The organism is Coleofasciculus sp., assembly GCF_046565525.1.
In the GTDB taxonomy this organism is placed as follows: domain Bacteria; phylum Cyanobacteriota; class Cyanobacteriia; order Cyanobacteriales; family Coleofasciculaceae; genus Coleofasciculus.
On sequence record NZ_JBKHUP010000126.1, the window covers coordinates 1 to 19,300 of the forward strand.

13 protein-coding genes and 2 pseudogenes are annotated in these 19,300 nt (G+C 46.0%); 6 read left to right on the forward strand and 9 right to left on the reverse strand.

The annotated features are described in order from the left end of the window. Positions 1 to 92 precede the first annotated feature (92 nt). Positions 93 to 242 (forward strand): hypothetical protein, encoded by a 150-nt coding sequence (locus ACLGGO_RS30465; protein WP_446422107.1) that lies wholly within the window; start codon positions 93 to 95, stop codon positions 240 to 242. A 417-nt stretch (positions 243 to 659) separates the two neighbouring features. Here ACLGGO_RS30465 and ACLGGO_RS30470 read toward each other — a convergent pair whose 3' ends face one another. From ACLGGO_RS30470 to ACLGGO_RS30500, 7 genes are all read right to left on the reverse strand, one after another. Continuing rightward, complete coding sequence (locus ACLGGO_RS30470) at positions 660 to 3,674, reverse strand: Eco57I restriction-modification methylase domain-containing protein (protein WP_446422117.1); 3,015 nt, start codon at positions 3,672 to 3,674, stop codon at positions 660 to 662. A 134-nt stretch (positions 3,675 to 3,808) separates the two neighbouring features. Beyond that, complete coding sequence (locus tag ACLGGO_RS30475) at positions 3,809 to 4,231, reverse strand: EVE domain-containing protein (RefSeq protein ID WP_446422108.1); 423 nt, start codon at positions 4,229 to 4,231, stop codon at positions 3,809 to 3,811. Positions 4,232 to 4,480: 249 nt separating this feature from the next. Then, positions 4,481 to 6,412: a molecular chaperone DnaK gene (gene dnaK, locus ACLGGO_RS30480; RefSeq protein WP_446422109.1), complete on the reverse strand. Its 1,932-nt coding sequence runs from the start codon at positions 6,410 to 6,412 to the stop codon at positions 4,481 to 4,483. Positions 6,413 to 6,910: 498 nt separating this feature from the next. Then, complete coding sequence (mraY, locus tag ACLGGO_RS30485) at positions 6,911 to 8,032, reverse strand: phospho-N-acetylmuramoyl-pentapeptide-transferase (RefSeq protein WP_446422118.1); 1,122 nt, start codon at positions 8,030 to 8,032, stop codon at positions 6,911 to 6,913. Positions 8,033 to 8,226: 194 nt separating this feature from the next. Beyond that, entirely contained in the window at positions 8,227 to 9,399 is a 1,173-nt protein-coding gene (locus ACLGGO_RS30490) for a baeRF3 domain-containing protein (RefSeq protein WP_446422110.1), read from the reverse strand. 419 nt (positions 9,400 to 9,818) lie between these two features. Next, a complete protein-coding gene (locus tag ACLGGO_RS30495) occupies positions 9,819 to 10,367 on the reverse strand; it encodes an Npun_F5560 family protein (RefSeq protein WP_446335986.1) in 549 nt (182 codons plus the stop codon). 144 nt (positions 10,368 to 10,511) lie between these two features. Continuing rightward, positions 10,512 to 12,065: a lipid-A-disaccharide synthase gene (locus tag ACLGGO_RS30500; RefSeq protein WP_446422111.1), complete on the reverse strand. Its 1,554-nt coding sequence runs from the start codon at positions 12,063 to 12,065 to the stop codon at positions 10,512 to 10,514. A 101-nt stretch (positions 12,066 to 12,166) separates the two neighbouring features. Here ACLGGO_RS30500 and ACLGGO_RS30505 point away from each other — a divergent pair, with 101 nt between their 5' ends. Beyond that, complete coding sequence (locus ACLGGO_RS30505) at positions 12,167 to 13,120, forward strand: ABC transporter ATP-binding protein (protein ID WP_446422112.1); 954 nt, start codon at positions 12,167 to 12,169, stop codon at positions 13,118 to 13,120. A 272-nt stretch (positions 13,121 to 13,392) separates the two neighbouring features. Further along, positions 13,393 to 14,526, forward strand: a complete 1,134-nt coding sequence (locus ACLGGO_RS30510; protein WP_446422113.1) for a three-Cys-motif partner protein TcmP — start codon at positions 13,393 to 13,395, stop codon at positions 14,524 to 14,526. Here the strand turns inward: ACLGGO_RS30510 and ACLGGO_RS30515 are convergent. Continuing rightward, positions 14,504 to 15,289 (reverse strand): DUF5131 family protein, encoded by a 786-nt coding sequence (locus ACLGGO_RS30515; protein ID WP_446422114.1) that lies wholly within the window; start codon positions 15,287 to 15,289, stop codon positions 14,504 to 14,506. The genes ACLGGO_RS30510 and ACLGGO_RS30515 overlap by 23 nt on opposite strands. Before the next feature lie 204 nt (positions 15,290 to 15,493). Here ACLGGO_RS30515 and ACLGGO_RS30520 point away from each other — a divergent pair, with 204 nt between their 5' ends. The 3 genes and pseudogenes from ACLGGO_RS30520 to ACLGGO_RS30530 form a co-directional block, all read left to right on the forward strand. Next, positions 15,494 to 16,159, forward strand: coding sequence for a Uma2 family endonuclease (locus tag ACLGGO_RS30520; protein WP_446422115.1), 666 nt, complete (start codon positions 15,494 to 15,496; stop codon positions 16,157 to 16,159). Between the two features lie 32 nt (positions 16,160 to 16,191). After that, positions 16,192 to 18,093: a precorrin-3B C(17)-methyltransferase gene (cobJ, locus tag ACLGGO_RS30525; protein WP_446422116.1), complete on the forward strand. Its 1,902-nt coding sequence runs from the start codon at positions 16,192 to 16,194 to the stop codon at positions 18,091 to 18,093. 110 nt (positions 18,094 to 18,203) lie between these two features. Beyond that, positions 18,204 to 18,377: pseudogene (locus tag ACLGGO_RS30530) on the forward strand (PD-(D/E)XK nuclease family transposase); the annotation flags it as partial. Between the two features lie 140 nt (positions 18,378 to 18,517). Here ACLGGO_RS30530 and ACLGGO_RS30535 read toward each other — a convergent pair. After that, positions 18,518 to 19,003: pseudogene (locus tag ACLGGO_RS30535) on the reverse strand (IS66 family transposase); the annotation flags it as partial. Positions 19,004 to 19,300 lie beyond the last annotated feature (297 nt).

The following is a 19,300-nucleotide window of genomic DNA, read 5'->3' on the forward strand; positions in this document are numbered from 1 at the left end:
GGATACCAATGTTCCTGAAAAGGGGGTTATAGGAGCGCACATTTTCCCATGATGAAATAGTACCTGAAATCACAGCATAAATCAAGCGATTCGTGGGATTTTTTGGGGATGGCGATAAATCCGATAACTTGGTGAGTTATGACGATGGGTTTATTCAACGGGTTTGTTGTATGGATTCAACACCATCTCATTCGCGATCGCGGCTGATGGGTAAGTTCAAGGAGAATAATTCTGGGATTTAGAGTTTCTGGTCAGGGATACCAATGTTCCTGAAAAGGGGGTTATAGGAGCGCACATTTTCCCATGATGAAATAGTACCTGAAATCACAGCAGAAATCAAGCGATTCGTGGGATTTTTTTTGAGGAGGGATTTGCCAGATAACTCGGTGGGTTACGACGGCGCGTTCATTGAATGGTTTGTTGATTAATTAAGCACCGTCTAACCCACCCTACGGCTGGCTTGAATTAAACCAGAGGTTAGGGCGCGATCGCGATAAGATAATGATACACATCTCGCCGAGAATAAACGAACTCTGATAGAGACATTATGGCGGGGTAAAGATGTTCCGGCGGAATATCTTTATGTAGGGTGGGCAAGAGTCATAAAACTTCAAACGCTTATAGTATCCTTGGTTACTCTTGCCCACCTTACGGTAACGTTACAAGCCATAAAGTGCCGCGACTCGTTCATCGATTTCTTTTTCCCATTTCTCACAGTTTATTCCTTTGGCGTCTAAGCATTTTTGGACTAAGGCGGAAATGGCTTCTTTTTCGGTATCTGAGGCTTTAGGGATAGGGATTTTACTCATATAGATGCTGCGTAACTCTAATCTGCCACCTTTATTAGCATCACCTAATGCAGAACAGGCAGTTTTAAGATATTCCCATATATGAGTAGTATTTAGAATACCCAATAAATAAAGGTCGGCGGAAGCGATAATAAACGCTTTGTTATTGGCAAATACTCCTGTGGTGTCAAGAGCAAATCGAGACTCCTTAGAAATTTCAGGATAGACAATTTTAGGATATTCAAAGGCATCAACATACTCTGCTCCATAACGTGCCATACACCACCAGTTATATCGACCTTCTCGACATTCAGGACGTGACTCTAACTTTGAATGCCATTTTTTTAGGTGTTTTTTTATGGCTGGATAATTATCTATTTTTAACTCCCAAGGTGAATAAACAAGCCATCTATCCTGAAAATCAATACACCACTTGCGAATATCCTTACCTACCGCTAATGGTTTAATAATTTCCTCACTCTTAGCATCCTGACGAATCAACTCTTCCCGTTTTGACCCATCAATGTAAAAAGCCTCATTTAACCCAGTTTTAACTCCCCAATAAATCTCACCATCAACATACTCACCCAACGGAATACCCACTGATTCCATTTGCTTAATCCGCCTCACCGTAGCCGCATCCGTCAGCATCCAATTACTACCACTCAAAGCACCACTCGGTAAAACTTGTCCCTTGTCACGACTTAACGCCAATACATCAGGATAGGGAGGAGATAACGAATCAACCTGAGTAAACCGAACCGAATCCTTCCCTTGATTATCCTTAGCCGCAATAAAAATCATCGGGAAAGTAGAAGCACTCTGAAAAACTGGCAACTCCCCAAAATCCGTAATACTATTCACCTGACAAGTCTCAGCAATATACCCTCTCAACTTCTCCCCATACTTCGCCCGAAACCACTTATTCGAGGAAATAAATGCCAACATTCCCCCAGCTTGTAACAACTGCAACGCCCGGGCATAAAAGAAACAATATAAATCAGACGTACCCGTATAAACCTCCGGATAAACCTGCTTCAGCGCTGGCTTCAAATCCTTAATCAGCTCTTGCCTAACATAAGGCGGATTTGCTACCTGAATATCAAAACCCCCATCCGCCATCACCTCCGCAAACTCCACCGCCCAATCAAACCCAGACACCTGAATACTACCGTGAGTTAATAAAGCAATTTCACCCTTTAACCGCTGAATCTCCTGTTCTAACGACAGCTTTTCCCCACCCGAATGCGCCTTTAAATACGCCCCCTTAGTTTCCCGATACCGATTAATCAACTCATCCCGAAACATCCCCGAACCTGCTTGAGGATTCGGCGCAATTAAACTATCCCCCACCTCAATCTTAAACTTCAAATTCGGTAACGGCGGCGGATCATCTCCCTCATATTCCACCGCCAGGGATAACCACAATCGCAATCGGGCAATATTCACCGCAAATACATCACTATCCACCCCATAAATATTCGTTTCAATAATCTCCAACTTCCGCGCATAATCTGTCTTCGCGTCAATCTTCCGCGTCGCAAACAAACACTGACGCAACTCCAACAACTCATGCAGCATCCCCAACAAATAAGCACCACTTCCACACGCCGGATCACAAACCTTAACCTTGCGTAACGCCCCCAATACCCCCTCTGGATTAATCAACCCCATCGGGTTATGCTGATCCACAAATAACTCAATCGCCTCAACCGACTCCTCCGGTAACTGACAGCGTAAATACCCCTTCAACGCCTCCCGACACATAAACGATACAATCGGCTTCGGTGTATAATAACTCCCCGTTTCATGACGCCCCGTCACCAATTCTTCAAACACCTTTCCCAGCATTTCCGGATCAACCGCCACCTCCACATCCAGGGGTGTACTCTCCGTTACCGTAAAATTAAAGCTAGCAAATAAATCCAGAATAATCGCCTCAATCCCCTCATCGAGCACAATAATCTCCGGATTTTGGTCATCTTCATCTTGTTCAAATAACCCCCCATTCAGATAGGGAACCGTACCCATAACCTCCTGGAGAAAACCCCCCTGATTAATCCCCGTGATATCCATTTGTTGAGGATTATTCAGTCCCGAAAAGAACAAAAGAGACAAGCGATCGCGATAAAAATTGCCATCTGATGTATACTTATCTTGATAATCCTGCCACAACGCCTCTAAATAGTTCCTTTTCCCCCGAAAACTCAGCCACCCTTTTTTCTGAATAAAGGCAATAAACATCAACCGATTAAACAGCCTTTGGGTAAACATCCGCCGCTGTTCCCCATCCGCCATCATCGGCTCAAGTAACCCTTCCACCTGCTCAAATACCCGCCGATATGTCTCAAAGAATTTTTGCGTTACCTTCTCAACATCAAACGCCTGATCATGACGCTGCTGAATTGTCAAGGGGGCTAACCCAGAAATTCCGGCTAAATCTAATAAGCTGAGGCGTTCTGTCGCCGTTCGTAACTGTTCCCCTGAACTAACGGTAATTCGGCGAAAAACCTGACGCTTATCCTGTTTTTCATCGTATTTAACGTTAAGAAAATGCCATTGGTCTTGATTATAATTAGAAAAAATAAATAAGGCATAAGGATGATTGTTCAACAATTGATTAACCACCGGACGCTGATCACTTGCCAACAAGCGCTCCGACTGCAACCGCCCATAAATAATATGAAACTCACTACCTGCCGAGGCTAATAATAGGGGATCTTCTGCTAATAGTTGGGAAACCGGATCACTCCATCCCCGCCGCGAAAGGGGTTGATTTTCGCGATCATAATTCAGTTCCGACCAAAATAACTCCTTGAGGGGGTTTAACCCTTGCAGCGAAGCAAGGATGTCAAGAATAGACTGCTGAAATTCTGGTTGGCGCATGATGAATATTGATTTGACTCCAATCATAACTTGACCTCTCCCCCAACCCCTCTCCTACGAGGAGAGGGAAGTATAACTCCCCCTTCCTTTGCAGGGGGGTGGGGGGGTTAGGTTTTGTTTTTATGTTTACCCATTTATCCCTTCAACTGATGAACGCGCTGCCATTCTTCAGGCGTTACCTTATAATTTGTCCCATTCGGCACACGAATCACCCCCAAACTCTTCAGCACCGCATCTTGTTTTAAAGAGTCCCGCAATAGGGGCTTCTCTAACAGTTTAGTCGTAAACCGAATACGCGCTTGCGGCTTGCTTCCCAAACGAGACTTATCAATCCAATAGCCAATATCCGGGACTTTATCCAACATTTTAGGCGGTTCAATAATTTCCGCGATCGCATAAATCCCCGCATCCTGTCCGGCTTTCCAAACCAACACCCCATCACCCGCCGCCATATCCTTAGCATAGCGAGTCACCAACCACGGCATTTGCACAAAATCGCCAATTGCATCAATAATCCGGTAATACTTGGGATTGCCTTGAAAAAGCCAGTACGCCATTCCCTCTCCTTCTCCAAAAAATACCCGTTTAACCCATCCTGATCAAGCCTAACCTAAGCTCAAAACTCTGCAATACCTTGATTTTACCCCTCCCTAACCCTCCCCTTGGCAAGGGGAGGGTACTGGAACGGTAAACAGCCGAGATGCTATAAGTCCTCACAAATAAAGCGACGCATTCTGAAGAACTGGCGTCGCTTATAATACTTAAAAATAGAGGCTAGCCTCTGGCTAACCTCTAACCCTAACCTGCTATTTCGTTTCCGAGAATTCAGCGTCGATGACATCATCACCACCACCGGATTCACTACCAGGAGCAGCACCGGCTTCAGGACCACCCGGAGCACCAGCACCACCGGGAGCAGCACCGGCTTCAGGACCACCCGCTTGTTGATACAAGTTAGCACTGATGCTGTAGAGAGCTTGTTGCAATTCCGTAGTCAGCGTCTTAATCTTTTCATCGTCTTCTTGAGACACCGCATCTCGCAGATCCTTAATCAAGCCTTCAACCTTAGTCTTATCAGCTGCTGGGACTTTATCACCCAATTCATTAATCTGCTTCTCAGCTTGATACGTCAGAGAATCGGCTTGGTTCTTGCGATCAATTTTCTCACGACGCTCTTTGTCCGCCGTCGCATTGGCTTCGGCTTCCTTAACCATGCGATCAACGTCTTCACTGGGGAGGGTGGATGCGCCAGTAATGCTAATTGATTGCTCTTTACCCGTACCTTTATCCTTCGCCGTAACGTTCAGGATACCATTGGCGTCGATATCAAAAGTAACTTCAATTTGGGGAACGCCGCGCGGTGCTGGGGGAATACCATCGAGACGGAAAGTCCCCAGACTCTTGTTATCGCCGGACATTTCCCGTTCACCTTGGAGAACGTGGATTTCTACGTTAGTTTGACCATCAACAGCCGTGGAGAAGGTTTCTGACTTCTTGGTGGGAATGGTGGTGTTGCGGGGGATAATCTTAGTCATTACACCGCCCAAGGTTTCTACACCCAGGGATAGAGGTGTAACATCCAGTAGCAGAATGTCTTTAACTTCACCCGCCAAAACACCCGCTTGAATCGCTGCGCCAACTGCAACCACTTCATCTGGGTTTACAGTTTGGTTGGGTTCCTTACCCAATACCCGCTTGACTACCTCTTTTACCGCCGGAATCCGGGTTGAACCTCCAACCAAGACAATCTCATCAATCGCGCTTTTATCAATTTTGGCATCGCGCACCGAATTCTCAACTGGGATGCGACACCGATCAATTAAGTCCGCACAGAGTTCTTCAAACTTCGCCCGAGTCAAGGTCATATCCAGGTGCTTGGGACCTTCCTGGGTAGCGGTGATGAAGGGTAGGTTAATTTCGGCTTGGGTAACGCTGGAGAGTTCAATTTTGGCTTTCTCCGCCGCTTCCGTTAGACGTTGCAGAGCTTGCTTGTCTTTGCGTAAGTCAATCCCTTCGGATTTCTGAAATTCAGCGGCGAGGTAATCGACAATTTTCTTATCAAAGTCGTCACCACCCAAGTGAGTGTCACCGGAGGTAGATAATACTTCAAAGACACCATCACCGACTTCCAGGATGGATACGTCAAAGGTTCCACCACCAAGGTCAAAGACCAAAATCGTTTCGTTGCTCTTCTTATCTAAGCCGTAGGCGAGAGAAGCCGCCGTGGGTTCGTTAATAATCCGCAAGACTTCAACGCCAGCAATCTTACCTGCGTCTTTCGTGGCTTGACGCTGGGAGTCGTTGAAGTAGGCGGGAACGGTAATCACGGCTTGAGTCACCGTTTCGCCCAGGTACTTACTGGCGTCATCGACTAACTTACGTAGCACTTGAGCCGCAATCTCTTCAGGCGCAAATTGTTTGCCTTGAGAGGGACAATCAAGTTTGACGTTATCGCCAACTTTGAGGACTTTATAAGAGACTTCGGTCGCTTCATTGGTGACTTCGCCATGTCTACGCCCAATAAAGCGTTTGACTGAGTAGAACGTATTTTCCGGGTTCATCACCGCCTGACGTTTGGCGATTTGACCCACGAGGCGATCGCCATTTTTGGCATAAGCCACAACTGAAGGGGTTGTACGTCCACCTTCGGCGTTAGCAATCACGGTGGGTTTACCACCTTCCATGACGGCTACGCAGGAGTTTGTCGTACCTAAATCAATTCCAACTACTTTTGCCATAAGAGTGTTCCAAGTTCGCTTAACTACAAATACTGGAGAAGTCGGGGAGCATGACTGTTGAACCTTAACTTGGCTCAATCAGCAGCCTTTGGGAGCTTCAATATTGCTTCGGCTACCAATCTCTATACTGAACTCGGTTAGCCCGTCTCATGAAGGGGGGGTTCCCGAACCTGAGATGGGACGGTTCGATTTGGTGATTGCTAGTTTTAGTCGCTCTCCCATTAACAATAATCAACGGTTAACTTTGTGCTGATGTCTTGCGCTGTGTCTAATGTAAGAAACTCGACGGTATAAAGGATTGGGGCGAACCGTAATGAATCAGTTGTGTTTGCCGTCTTTTACTGTGTTAAAGCATCTGTGCCCCTTCTCGGCTGGCAAAGCTTAGTCTCAAGCACAACTTAATGAATCACTTAATTTAATAAGCCAAGCAATCTTCACAGTAGAGATTACCTGGCTTATAGATATCAAAACATTTTCGTGGACTGACTGGGCGATCGCTCAAAAACCGGAGTGCAATCCTAAACAAACCAACGCTAACAGCCCACCTGTCAAATAAAACGCACCCACAATTTGGGTTTCTGACCAACCGCTTAATTCTAAATGATTATGAAACGGTGACATTTTAAACAGCCGTTTGCCTATCCCAGCATCATCTTTTGTGGCTTTGTAATAGGCAACTTGGGCAATTACAGAGATCGATTCCCAACAGAAAATGCCACTGAGAACAAATAAACACCAGAGATTCTGACTCAATAGTCCTACCGCCGCCAGGGCGCCGCCTAAAGCGAGGGAACCCGTATCTCCCATAAACACAGCGGCTGGGTGGCGATTATGTGCGACAAACCCCAGACAACTACCACTGAGACAGGCACAGAACACCATTAAACCCGGTGAAGTTGGGGAAACGATCGCAGCCAATGCCAAAAGCGCGATCGCACAAGTCCCTCCAGCTAATCCATCTACCCCATCGGTAAGATTCGTGGCATTACTTTCCGCCGCCAGAACAAACAGGGCTAGGGGCCAAAACAGTACTCCTAAGGGTAAAACGATACCAAACGGCAGTGCGATCGCGGTAATACTAATCGGTTGACTTGCCGCTAGCCAGATACAAAACATCAACCCCACGCTGATTTGCAGTGCCAATTTCAGGCGAGGGGAAATGCCCTTATTAGAACGGCGGCGGATAATTTGCCAATCATCCAACCAGCCAATCATCCCATAAGCCAGGGTCACAACGGATACAACTAGGACGTTGACAAACTCTTGCCCTCCCAGTGCCAATCCCGACCAAAATAGAGCCACCATTACCGCCACGGGTACAAAAAACACCCCACCCATGGTTGGGGTGCCAGCTTTTTGTAAATGGGTTTGCGGACCATCCTCCCGGACAATCTGACCCATTTTCAGCCTTTGCAGAAAAGGAACAACCCAATATCCCAGCGCCGAACTCAGCACGGCACAAATCAACAACGGCAAGGTTATGGAGACTCCGGCGAAAAGGGAGCGTTCCCCCAACCCATCTAGAATGAGTGATCCCAGACTCAAGCCAACGGCTAGTAACGTCAAGAGGCTCGAACCCGTTAAATTAAACGAGCGCCCAGAAGTTAATTTTGCGTCTATCACGGACAAAAACATCCCTTTATCGAACTTCCTCACACACAATGCGACGCATGGCGTCTTGACGATTCCCGTGTGACCCACGGCACTGATGGGAATCGTAACATCAATAGGGTACTTTCAATCAATCCTTCAAGCAAGCAAATTTACTTATTGTTGCCCGATGATTCATCACGATCGCTAACTAAAGGAGCAACTTAATAGCGGAAAACTGCCGCGATCGGTGATTGAGCGGGTACTCGCTCGGATTCTACAGCAAAAACTGTTCCACCATTCAAAACCGTATAAACCGCTGCTAAATCCAATAAATCTTGGTCACCCGCCTGGTGTTGCTCATGTAGCTGCACCGTATTGCTCTGTGGGTCAAAGCTACCCCACTGCTGATGGTCTAGGGCGACAAACAACGAATCAATGCGTCGATTATAAGCCGCCTGCACTACTTCTTTCAGGGCATCAGAGGCTTGTTCCTGATTATTTCCAGAAAATTCTCTGAAGCGGTCAATTGCCTCTTTCTCTGCCTGTTGAAACGTAGGCTGAACGATTGCCCAGGCTTGAGTATGGAGTTCTTCTGGCTTGGAGAGGTCTGGATTGCCCGTAATGCCTTCCTCCAGAAGATGGGGGTAAGAATTCACTCGTTTATAAATCGGGAGGAGATAATCTACACCGGCTAGCACTAGCGGGACAGTCTCATCCTGTAGAAACTCCCGTATCCCTTTATTCACTTTGCTCAAAAAGCGCACAATCTGATTTTCGTGATCTTCATCCACACCTCGTCCATGGAGTGTTCCCGGATCTGAACCCGGTAATCCACCAGGGGAATAGGTTTGTGAGGACATGAATTGGGTCTGATTTTCAGAATCCTCATACTGAAGCACACTCATCAGACTTTCTGGCAGATTGTCAACCTCCTCAGGCTGAATTTCCCGAATGCGATCGCGCCCTCCTACTAAAAGTCGCACCTTCTTTTGACTCAGTGCCAAAATATAGAAACGCCCATCGCCCGTCAGCAGTGGCATCAGTGGCTTGAGGTGAAATTGCTCACCGACTACGACTAACTCCTCAAAATCCAGGGGTAGACGGTAATAGCGAAAGAAATTGGGGGCGATGAACAGAGCAAGTCCCTGATTCTGATGACGCCAAAAGTGATCACGATCCAACTCTTGAGCGCTTTTAAGCATTTCTTGGGCATCGGCTGAGCGCATACCCTGCTCAACTAGCTGGGCTTCAGCTTTCCCCATGAGATTCTTGAAACGAATGGGATCTTGTTTGATTTGCGAACCTGCCGTATGGGTAGGCATAAAAATAGAAACACACAATCCTTCTGGCTGTGTAACCAGAGTTTTGAGTTCTTCTGTGGATAGTAATGGCATGAAGTTGAACTCCTATCTTCTCTTCAATTGAAAAAAATTAAACGAACAGGCAAGATAGCCAGCTAACCGTAACGGTTAGAGGCTAAATCTCTGACTATTTTTTGGGTTGGGCTGCCGTTTAGCCCAAAAGCTCGGATCTTGCCTGCCTTCATTTCAACGAAGGTAGTATGTCCAATACATCTGCCTTACGATAGGAAAGTTATGCTCCCCTTGCAAAAGAATATGTGATGGAAATAATAGCAACTGCTGGTATTGCTTAGAACAGATTATTGAGTATAGACGTTTTGCCGCAACGTCTCTACCGCAGTTGATTTTTCCTAAGTTATGTGTCTACTGCTATAACTGTAGTTACGTCAAGTGCGACTTCAAATACCCATCAAAAGCAGATATCAGAAACAAATGCAGCCTTATTTTTTATATTAGATGCTACCAAACGTAGGAATTGGGCTATTACTGGGACGACCGAAACTGGGTAAGTCAACATGGGTAATATTGCGATTCTTGACCGCTAACCGATAGCTGACACTTTGCAACTCAGCATGAAGTTGGCGATTCTCCCGTTGTAGTCTGCTCACCTTCTCTCTCACAGGCGCCATGCGTTCAGCAAACTTCTGACGATAAATTTGGGGTAGCTCCTGAACCACCTGCTCCAACATACGAGAACGATCGGTTAATTCTTGCACGGACTGGCGCAACTGATAAATTTCTTGATCGCGAGTCGTAATCTGCTCTTGGTAAAATCTAACTTGCTGCTCCACATCTTGCAACTGTTCTCGCAAGACTCGCATTTGGGCTTGATGACGCTCAGAAACCTCGGCTGGCGGTTTGAAGTTCGCATTGCCTTTAACCAAGCGAAATAGCTCTTGAGAGAGCTGCTGCACGAGCTGATCTCTCAGATGTAACTCTTCCCGAAGCCGAGACACTTCAGTTTGCAGCGCTGGTAGGGTTTGGGTTTCAGTCGCGTTCACGATAGCAAAAAGCTCCAATACAATAGGGGACTCCCAATAGCAGAAGACGATGGGCAACGTCGGTCGGTGATGTGATTACCCTGTAGGAGGATGATATCACTACTAGGGTTATGGTTGACACGTTAACTCCAAAATAGTAATTTGTCATTTGTCATGGGTGAGTTCCTCTTGCACCAATTGCGCTAACTTTTGGGCTGCACCCGATTCACCCCGAACTGCCCGCAGGCGCGATCGCATCTGTTCGAGTTTTTCGGGATGCTCTAAATACTCAAGTACTAATTGTGCCACATCCTGGGGTTTCAGTTGACCCACGACTTCTGGCACAATTTCTGCTTTTGCCCAAATATTGGGCCACGCAAATAGGCGTCCTTGTTGCAGAATCAGCCAATTAATCAGCTTAGCATTGCTTGTCCCTACCCCCGGTAACCGGGCGAATAATCCGGGTAATCCATCCCAAGCCCGCATTGCATCCAGTTGCTGGGTGGGTAATAACACGATCATCGGTACACCAAGGGAACCTAATTCTGCCGTATTTGCTCCCACTGTGGTTAAGCACAAACAGCATTGGGATAATATGTCATGGGCGGGAAATTCGGTTGTCAGTTCTACCGTTAAACCACTCGCCATTATGAGTGTCGCGTCTCTACTATCTGCTTCATCTCGGATCACCAATCTCGCCGCCCCCCATCCTAATTTCTGAATCAAGGGATTTTCCTGGGGATCAGCAAAACGGGCTAGGGTGACTAAATCTAAGGTTGGTGCAACAGGAATCACAAAACGGGTTTGGGGTCTAGCTTTGTGAATGTGTTCAGCAATAGCTAACCCTAGCGGTACTCCCTGAATCAGTTTGGCAGGTTTTGACCCTGGAAGTAACCCAATCCATTCAATTGGGGATTGGGGATTGGGGATTGATGATTGGGGATTGGGGATTGGGGATTGGGGATTGGGGATTGGGGATTGGGGATTGGGGATTGGTGATTGGGGATTGGGGATTGGGGATTGGGGATTGGTGATTGGTGATTGGTGATTGATGATTGGGGATTGGGGATTGGGGATTGGGGATTGGGGATTGGTGATTGGTGATTGGTGATTGGGGATTGGGGATTGGGGATTGGTGATTGGTGATTGGTGATTGGGCGAAGCATTCGCGCTCTTGTGTTGGCATAAAACCGAGAAACCCGGGCGCGAATGCTTCGCCCCTACAGCCCCTACGAATGCCACATCTGCCATTAAATCTCCAACTACTTTTAACTTGTGGCGATACTTTTTTGGGGCTTTGGCAATGATATCGGGTTTCATCACGCCAAACCGATCAATCCAGCGATGCCAACGGGCATCCCATTCGGCATAAACAACGGTACGATATCCTAAGCGAGAGCCAATCACGACGGGGAAAAACTGGTCGCCGCCTAAGAATACCACCACGCCGCGATCGCGCCAGTCCCAGTTTTCGGCAGTTTTCCCCCAGAGTAAGAAGCCAAAGAAATGCTGTGCCCCTTGCACTCGGTCTACTTCGGGATAGGATTGAACAATCTGGGCTTCTTTGCCTGTGGCGTTGGGACAAGGAGACAGGATAACCGAGATTCGGATCAATGCGCGATCGCATCCTAGCTGCTGGCGCAATGCTTTGACCACAGGACGTACCCATGTGGTGACTTCACCCGGACCATTGGAGAGAATTAAAATATCATTGGTCATTGGTCATTGGTCATTGGTCATTGGTCATTGGTCATTGGTCATTTATCATTTGTAATTTGTCAAATGGAATGAGCTAACTTTAACAAAAATCAGCCAAATCAGTGAGTGCTATTCGTTTTGATCAAGTTCGTCTCCAATTTCCAGGGACACCCCAACCCGCCGTAAATGGAGTAACCTGCGACATTGAAGCGGGTCAACTGGTGGTAATTTTAGGTCCATCGGGGTGTGGTAAAACTACCGTTCTCAAGATGGTCAATCGACTGTATGAACCTACATCCGGCGCGATTTATCTGGATGGGGTCAACATCCGCCAAATGAAAGTCACGAAGCTGCGTCAGCAAATTGGCTATGTGATTCAGCAGTCGGGCTTATTTCCCCATAAAACGGTGGCGGAGAATATTGCAGTTGTTCCCAAGCTTTTGGGATGGTCACGCCCAAAATACCAGTCTCGTGTTGATGAGTTATTGCAGCTAGTCGAACTACCCCCTCAAGTTTACCGGAATCGGTATCCGGCACAGCTATCTGGAGGACAGCAGCAGCGCGTTGGTGTGGCGCGGGCGTTGGCTGGTGATCCTAAATTCATGTTAATGGATGAACCTTTTGGTGCTATTGACGCGATTACTCGCCAATCTCTGCAAGACGAAATCTTGCGAATTCAGCGGAAGGTACACAAAACAATTCTGTTTGTCTCCCATGATGTTGAGGAAGCGCTGCGTCTGGGGGATAAGATTATGATTTTGCAAAAAGGTAAGATTTTACAATTTGATACGCCGTTAAATATTCTGACAAGTCCTGCTAATGATTTCGTCCGGGAGTTAATGGGGGCTGATGATCTGTTTCGTCAGTTAAGTTTACGGCGGGTGGAGGCGGCAATGCAGCGAGTTTCTTCAGATTATCCGCATCAGGGGGAGCGTGCGATCGCGCCTCACGAGAATTTGCGTCAGGCTTTATCCCTCCTCTTACAGACAGGTAGTCAGAGATTGTCTGTCATGGATGAAGGAAAAGTGATCGGTGTGTTAACCCTAGAGACAATTCAAAAAGCCGCTAGAATCTGACTTTTCACGGTATCTGGTGCAATGTGAGTGTGAATTGTGTAGGGGCGGGTTTCACGGCTATCTTTTCGGTTGCACCCAGATGTAACTAAACCCGCCCCGACGCGCCATGGCTCGTCTCTACAATAGTTTTTAGACTTCCCGTGAAAAGTCAGGCTAGAATGGGTCAAACTTGATAGCCCGTTATCTGTCTTATTAGGTGTTTCGTAAAATTCTCACTAGGCACAAAAATAGTGCTACATAGTTTTTGGGATTATCCACTTTAAAATATTACTATGAACAACTCGTCTTTTTTTGATGAACAAAAGGAACAATCACTCGTTAAAGCCAGAATAGTTGAGAAATACTTCTGGGCATGGGCAAAAGTTATCATTGGAGTTCTGAAACGACAAGAACAACAGCCAGGGTTGTCAAAGAAGCTGAAACTTGCTTATATTGACTTGTTTGCTGGTCCTGGTCGATATCAAGATGGTTCCGAATCTACACCGTTGCGTGTACTGGAAACGGCTATTAAAGAAACAGATTTCCGAGAACGCTTGATTACCCTTTTTAATGATGTTGATACTAATAATACACAGTCCCTTCAGAACTCCATTAACTTAATTCCTGATGTCAATCAACTCAAAAATAAACCCATTGTTATAAATCAGGAAGTTGGTGAGGAGATAGTTCAGAGGTTTGAACCAGTTAGAGGGGTTCCCACTCTATTTTTTGTCGATCCGTGGGGATATAAAGGATTGTCATTACAACTTATTAATTCTGTGGTTAAAAATTGGGGCTGTGACTGTATATTTTTCTTTAACTACAACCGGATTAATATGGGACTAGGTAACGATGCCGTCAAAAATCATATAAATGCTCTATTTGGTGAAGATCGTGCATCACAACTTCGAGAAAAACTGCACCCCCTGAACCCAACTCACAAAGAAATCGCTATTGTAGAAGAAATTTGTGAAGCGTTAAAAGAAATGGGAGGCGAGTATGTGCTTCCTTTCCGTTTTCGACATGAAAATGGCAACCGTACTAGCCATCATTTAATCTTTGTGAGTAAGCATGTAAGAGGTTATGAGATTATGAAAGAGATTATGGCAAAGGAAAGTTCGACAACAGAACAAGGTGTTCCCTCTTTTGAGTATAATCCGGCAACAAAATTCCAACCCTTACTTTTTGAACTTTCACGTCCACTGGATGAACTCACAGATATGTTATTAGATGAGTTTGCTGGTCAAACAATGACGATGATAGAGGTTTACCAAAGACATCATATTGGTAAACGTTACATCAAGAAAAATTACAAAGATGCTCTTCTAAAACTAGAGGCTCAAGGCAAAATTACAGCAGAACCATCTAAGCGCCGGAAAAACACCTTTGGCGATACGGTACGAGTTACTTTTCCACCAAAACGTTAAGTCGTTTCGTAGGCTGATGGCGAGATACTGTGATATCTTCCCCCCATTGCTGTTGGTGTTGTTTCCAAGCTAACGGTATCTCATCCCAAATCTTTCCATCTAGTTCTCTTCCTCCAGATTTTGGAGTTCTACCTCCCCATTGTTTAAAGAAAAATGCGACACCAAACCTCTGACATTGGTCACGAATACTTTGCGCCCACTCTAACTTCATCGGACGATATCTATTTCCCGATTCGCCACCAACAATAACCCAATGAATATCCGTTAAATCAAGATGTAAATCACCGAGAAGTGGTTCACAAGAGAGAAAGCGCACGTTTGCTGGAACTTTTCGCAGGAAATCAACCCGGTGAATATAGTCCTGATTTTCAACCGATACTCCCATCCAAATATTTTTATGCCATTCTAACTGAGGAGCCAACTCAACTAAACGTTCATGTCGTTTGGTTAAAATTTGATAGATATGCTGAGACGTTTGACCCATCACATCAAACACGTCTTTGAGAAATTCGATAGGCACTTCTTCGTGAAAAAGATCACTCATCGAGTTGACAAAAATGCGACTTGGCTTGCGCCAACGCAAGGGTTCTTTTAGACGTTCCCGATGCAGGGTTAAATCAAATCCATTAGGAAAATTATGATGAAACCGTTTAGTTAGTGCTTCAGCATAACAATGGGTACAACCTGGACTAACTTTGTTGCAGCCAGTTGTGGGGTTCCATGTTCGGTCTGTCCACTCTATACCTGTATGAGTGCTAGCCATATTCTCACTCTACCCCTATAGTTAATAATCTTTATTTCCGCTTATTTTTTATAGTACCTATGTATTGTAAAAATGTCCAGATTGATTTTTTATTAAAAATATCCTTGACATCAGATGAAGCGACTATATTTTATTTGATTAGGTCGGTGGAGATAAATTCAGTCTTTAAGTTAAGATAAAAGCAGAGTTGAGAGGGATACGGGTATGGTAAAATCTGACTCCAAGCTCCGCTTACCAACGAGCGATGAATTGCCTGACTCTGATGGGTTGCCTGTGGATAATGAACTTCATACTCTCGTGACCAATTTATTAGGGTTGATTCTCGGTTTCTTATGGGGTCAGCGCTTTGATTGGTTCTTTGGGGTCAATATGGGAATTTACCATACGACTGGAATCAATCCCAGAGTTCCGATTGTGCCGGATGGTTTTTTGAGTTTGGGCGTTGAACGGATTCGAGCAAATCAGCTACGTAAAAGTTATGTGGTGTGGGAAGAAAATGATATCATTCCGATTTTTATTTTAGAAATCGTCTCTCAAACACCAGGGGGAGAGTATGATGATAAATTATCAATTTATTCCAAGTTGGGGGTTTTATATTACGTCATCTATAATCCCGATTTTTGGCGCAGAGATCAACAGGAGCCATTTGAAGTTTATCGCTTAGTTAATAGCAGGTATCAACGTCAAATTGGTGAGCCATTCTGGATGCCAGAAATTGGGTTGGGAATTGGTCGGGGAATCGGCAGTCATCGAGGATTGCAGCGCGAGTGGTTGTATTGGTTTGACGAGAGAGGAAATCGGATTTTAACGCCAGAGGAATTGTTAGCACGTTATCAAGAACAGTTTGGTGAGTTGCCAGAAAATGATTAAAGTTGTCCTGATGTTGATATTCTAAAGACGCTGTGTTGCTATTTCAAGACTTTCACCCTCTAGTTGCGATCGCAACGACTCCTACCGCCGCCCAAACCCTACAGCCTCTGTGCCATACAGCCCGGTTGATGTTGTGGCTTCCTGAGTCTGTTCATACTCCTGAACGGAAGGATGTTCCCACCGAATCGTTCTACCAGGGTTCTCTTAAATCCCATATCGCCTCTCTCTGGCAAAACCACCGCGCTTTTATTTTCTGTTTGGCAACGGGGGCGGTGGTGCGCCTTATCGCCCCGCTTTTAAAGGATAAATCCTCTGATCCAGCGGTTATCGTTGTTGATGAAACTGGGCAATTTGTGATTAGTCTATGTAGTGGACATCAAGGTAAAGCGGATCAACTGGCGAGGATGATTGCCTTGCAACTAGGGGCGACTCCTGTTTTAACCGGGGGTTCTACTGGGTTAAATTTACCCGCTATTGATATGGTGGGCATTCCCTTCGGTTGGCAACGGGGTGAGGGAGATTGGACAGGTGTCAGCGCCGCCGTAGCTAAAGGTGAACGGGTTGAGGTGATCCAAGAGGTGGGTTCTACTTTGTGGCAACAGCACCTCCCCCCAGGACATCCGTTTGTATTCGATGGGGGCGACAAAGCGGTTGATTCTAACTCAGCCAATGCCCGGATTTGGATTAGTTTTACTCAGCGTCGCTTTTCTCCAGACTCTGATTTGCCCAAGATTCAATGGCATCCACGGGTATTATGGGTGGGGATTGGTTGTGAACGGGGAACATCGAGAGAATTAATTGAAACGGCGATAATCCAAACCTGTCAACGTTATCATCTAGCTGTAGATGCGATCGCAGGAATTGCCACGATTGATATTAAAGCCTCGGAAGTGGGATTGGTGGAATTTTGTCAAGCCCGTGATTTGCCCTTGCGAACCTTTCCGGCGGAGGTGTTGCGTTCGGTAAATGTGCCTACGCCTTCAACGGTGGTGAATCAGGAAGTGGGTACTCCCAGTGTGGCAGAAGCCGCCGCCTTGGTTTGTAGTGAGCGCTTTAGCGCTTCTGGCACTAAAGTGCCGACTACGAACCTACTGGTGCAAAAACAAATTGTTCGGGGGGACAATCAACCGGGGGCGGTGACAGTGGCGATTGCTGTGGCACAACGAGAATATACGGGTAGAATTGGACAACTGTTTTTGGTGGGTACAGGACCTGGACAGTTAGACCAAATAACGCCAGCGGCAAAAACGGCACTCTCTCAGGCTGATGCGGTAATCGGTTATTCTCTCTATATTGATTTAATTACTCCCATTTTGCATCCCGGACAAATTATTGAACGCCTGCCAATTACTCAAGAACGCCAACGGGCGCAACGGGCGATTGAGTTAGCCCAGTGGGGACTAACGGTGGCGGTTGTGTCGTCGGGGGATTGCGGTATTTATGGGATGGCGGGATTAGTTTTGGAGGAACTCAAAGCCCAAGGTTGGGATGGGAAAATGCCAGGGGTACAAGTCTTTCCCGGCATTACCGCCCTGCAAGCGGCGGCGTCTCGCGTGGGTGCGCCCCTGATGCATGATTTTTGTGCGATTAGTTTAAGTAACTTGTTGACCCCTTGGGATGTGATTGAAAAGCGGCTGAACGCTGCTGCCCAAGCGGATTTCGTCATTGCCTTATATAATCCGCGATCGCGCACCCGTATCGAACAACTGGCAATCGCCCATAGCATCTTACTCCAACACCGTTCCCCCCAAACCCCTGTCGCGATCGTGCGATCGGCTTATCGAGAGGATGAAGAAATCACCCTTTCCACACTTGACAAATTACTCGATATCCCCATTGATATGCTCACCACTGTACTCATTGGCAATCAAAGTACCCGTCTTCACGGAGATTGGATGATTACACCACGGGGATATTTGGTGAACGATGAATGAGATGTAGAGACGTTGCATGCAACGTCTCTACAGAATAATTGTCGGGGTTATTCGTTTAAAGATAGAATTAAACTATCTTCCCTCACTTCATGCTCAATCGGGAGAAACTTATGAGATTTATTAACCCGAAGGTCGATTATGCCTTTAAAAAAATATTTGGTTCCGAACAAAGCAAAGAGATCTTAATCAGCTTTCTCAATGCCATCATTTATGATGGCGAGACAGTTATTCAATCCTTAACCATTCTTAACCCTTATAATCCCGGTCAGATACTCAGTTTAAAAGTAAGGATTCAGGTCTGTTTTTAGCTCATCAATCAGCCTGGGTGTACGAGCCTTTCCAAAGTAACGTGGGAAAGGAAATTCAGTCACATCGGCGAGTGCGCCCAGGCTCTTTTCCCCAAATAGGTCTTGCCTGAGACATGCCCTAAAGCTGGATTATTGCCATGGCTCAATTTCACGACTTTTTTGAAGTGACGTAAAAGATGGGCTAAACATTTCTGTTGTGCTTTGACCTTGTAGCCATTATAGGCACTGTAATCATCACTATTGATTACACCATCGAAGCTAGTTCCCAACTGTTGGATTAATTCAGCTCGTGAGCGGGTATCACCTGGGTGACCTGGTTGTCCTCCTGGCTTTCGTTTCGGTTTGTCGCTCTTTGCGCCAGCACTGTTGTCCCCACTACTGTTACTCTTGTCGCCAGCGCTCTTGTCCCTCGGCTGTTTTGGTTTTTCCGGTTTGAGAAGCAAGTCCGTTGAAGGGGGCTTTGAACTTGCTTGACTATCAAGTTTCTGGATAGCTTTGAGCCTATATATCTCTTGTTGCAATTTCTCAATTACGAGCTGTTGCTGCACGCCTTTAACCAACGAGTTCTTCGGTGGGCAACTGTTTGAGTTGGTTTGGGTCAAGCTGTAAGTTCATGGCAACAGCACTCACATACCTTATATTAAAGCAGATTCTGTGTTGAGTGAACACAGGCGTTGTCCTTTTCCTACTCAGAAAGCTTTCCCTGTGCCGAATAAAAAGGGGGCAAGCCGGGAGCCTCTCCGAAGCGGCTGTACTCAACCCATTCCTAGAAGGAGGCGAAGCCTTCCCCCCTCATCGGATTTCCACGCCACCTGAATCCTTACTTAATAATTAATTGAGTTTCTGGACTAAATGCTGATACATATACTAAAACATTTTGACATTTACTTTCATAATCA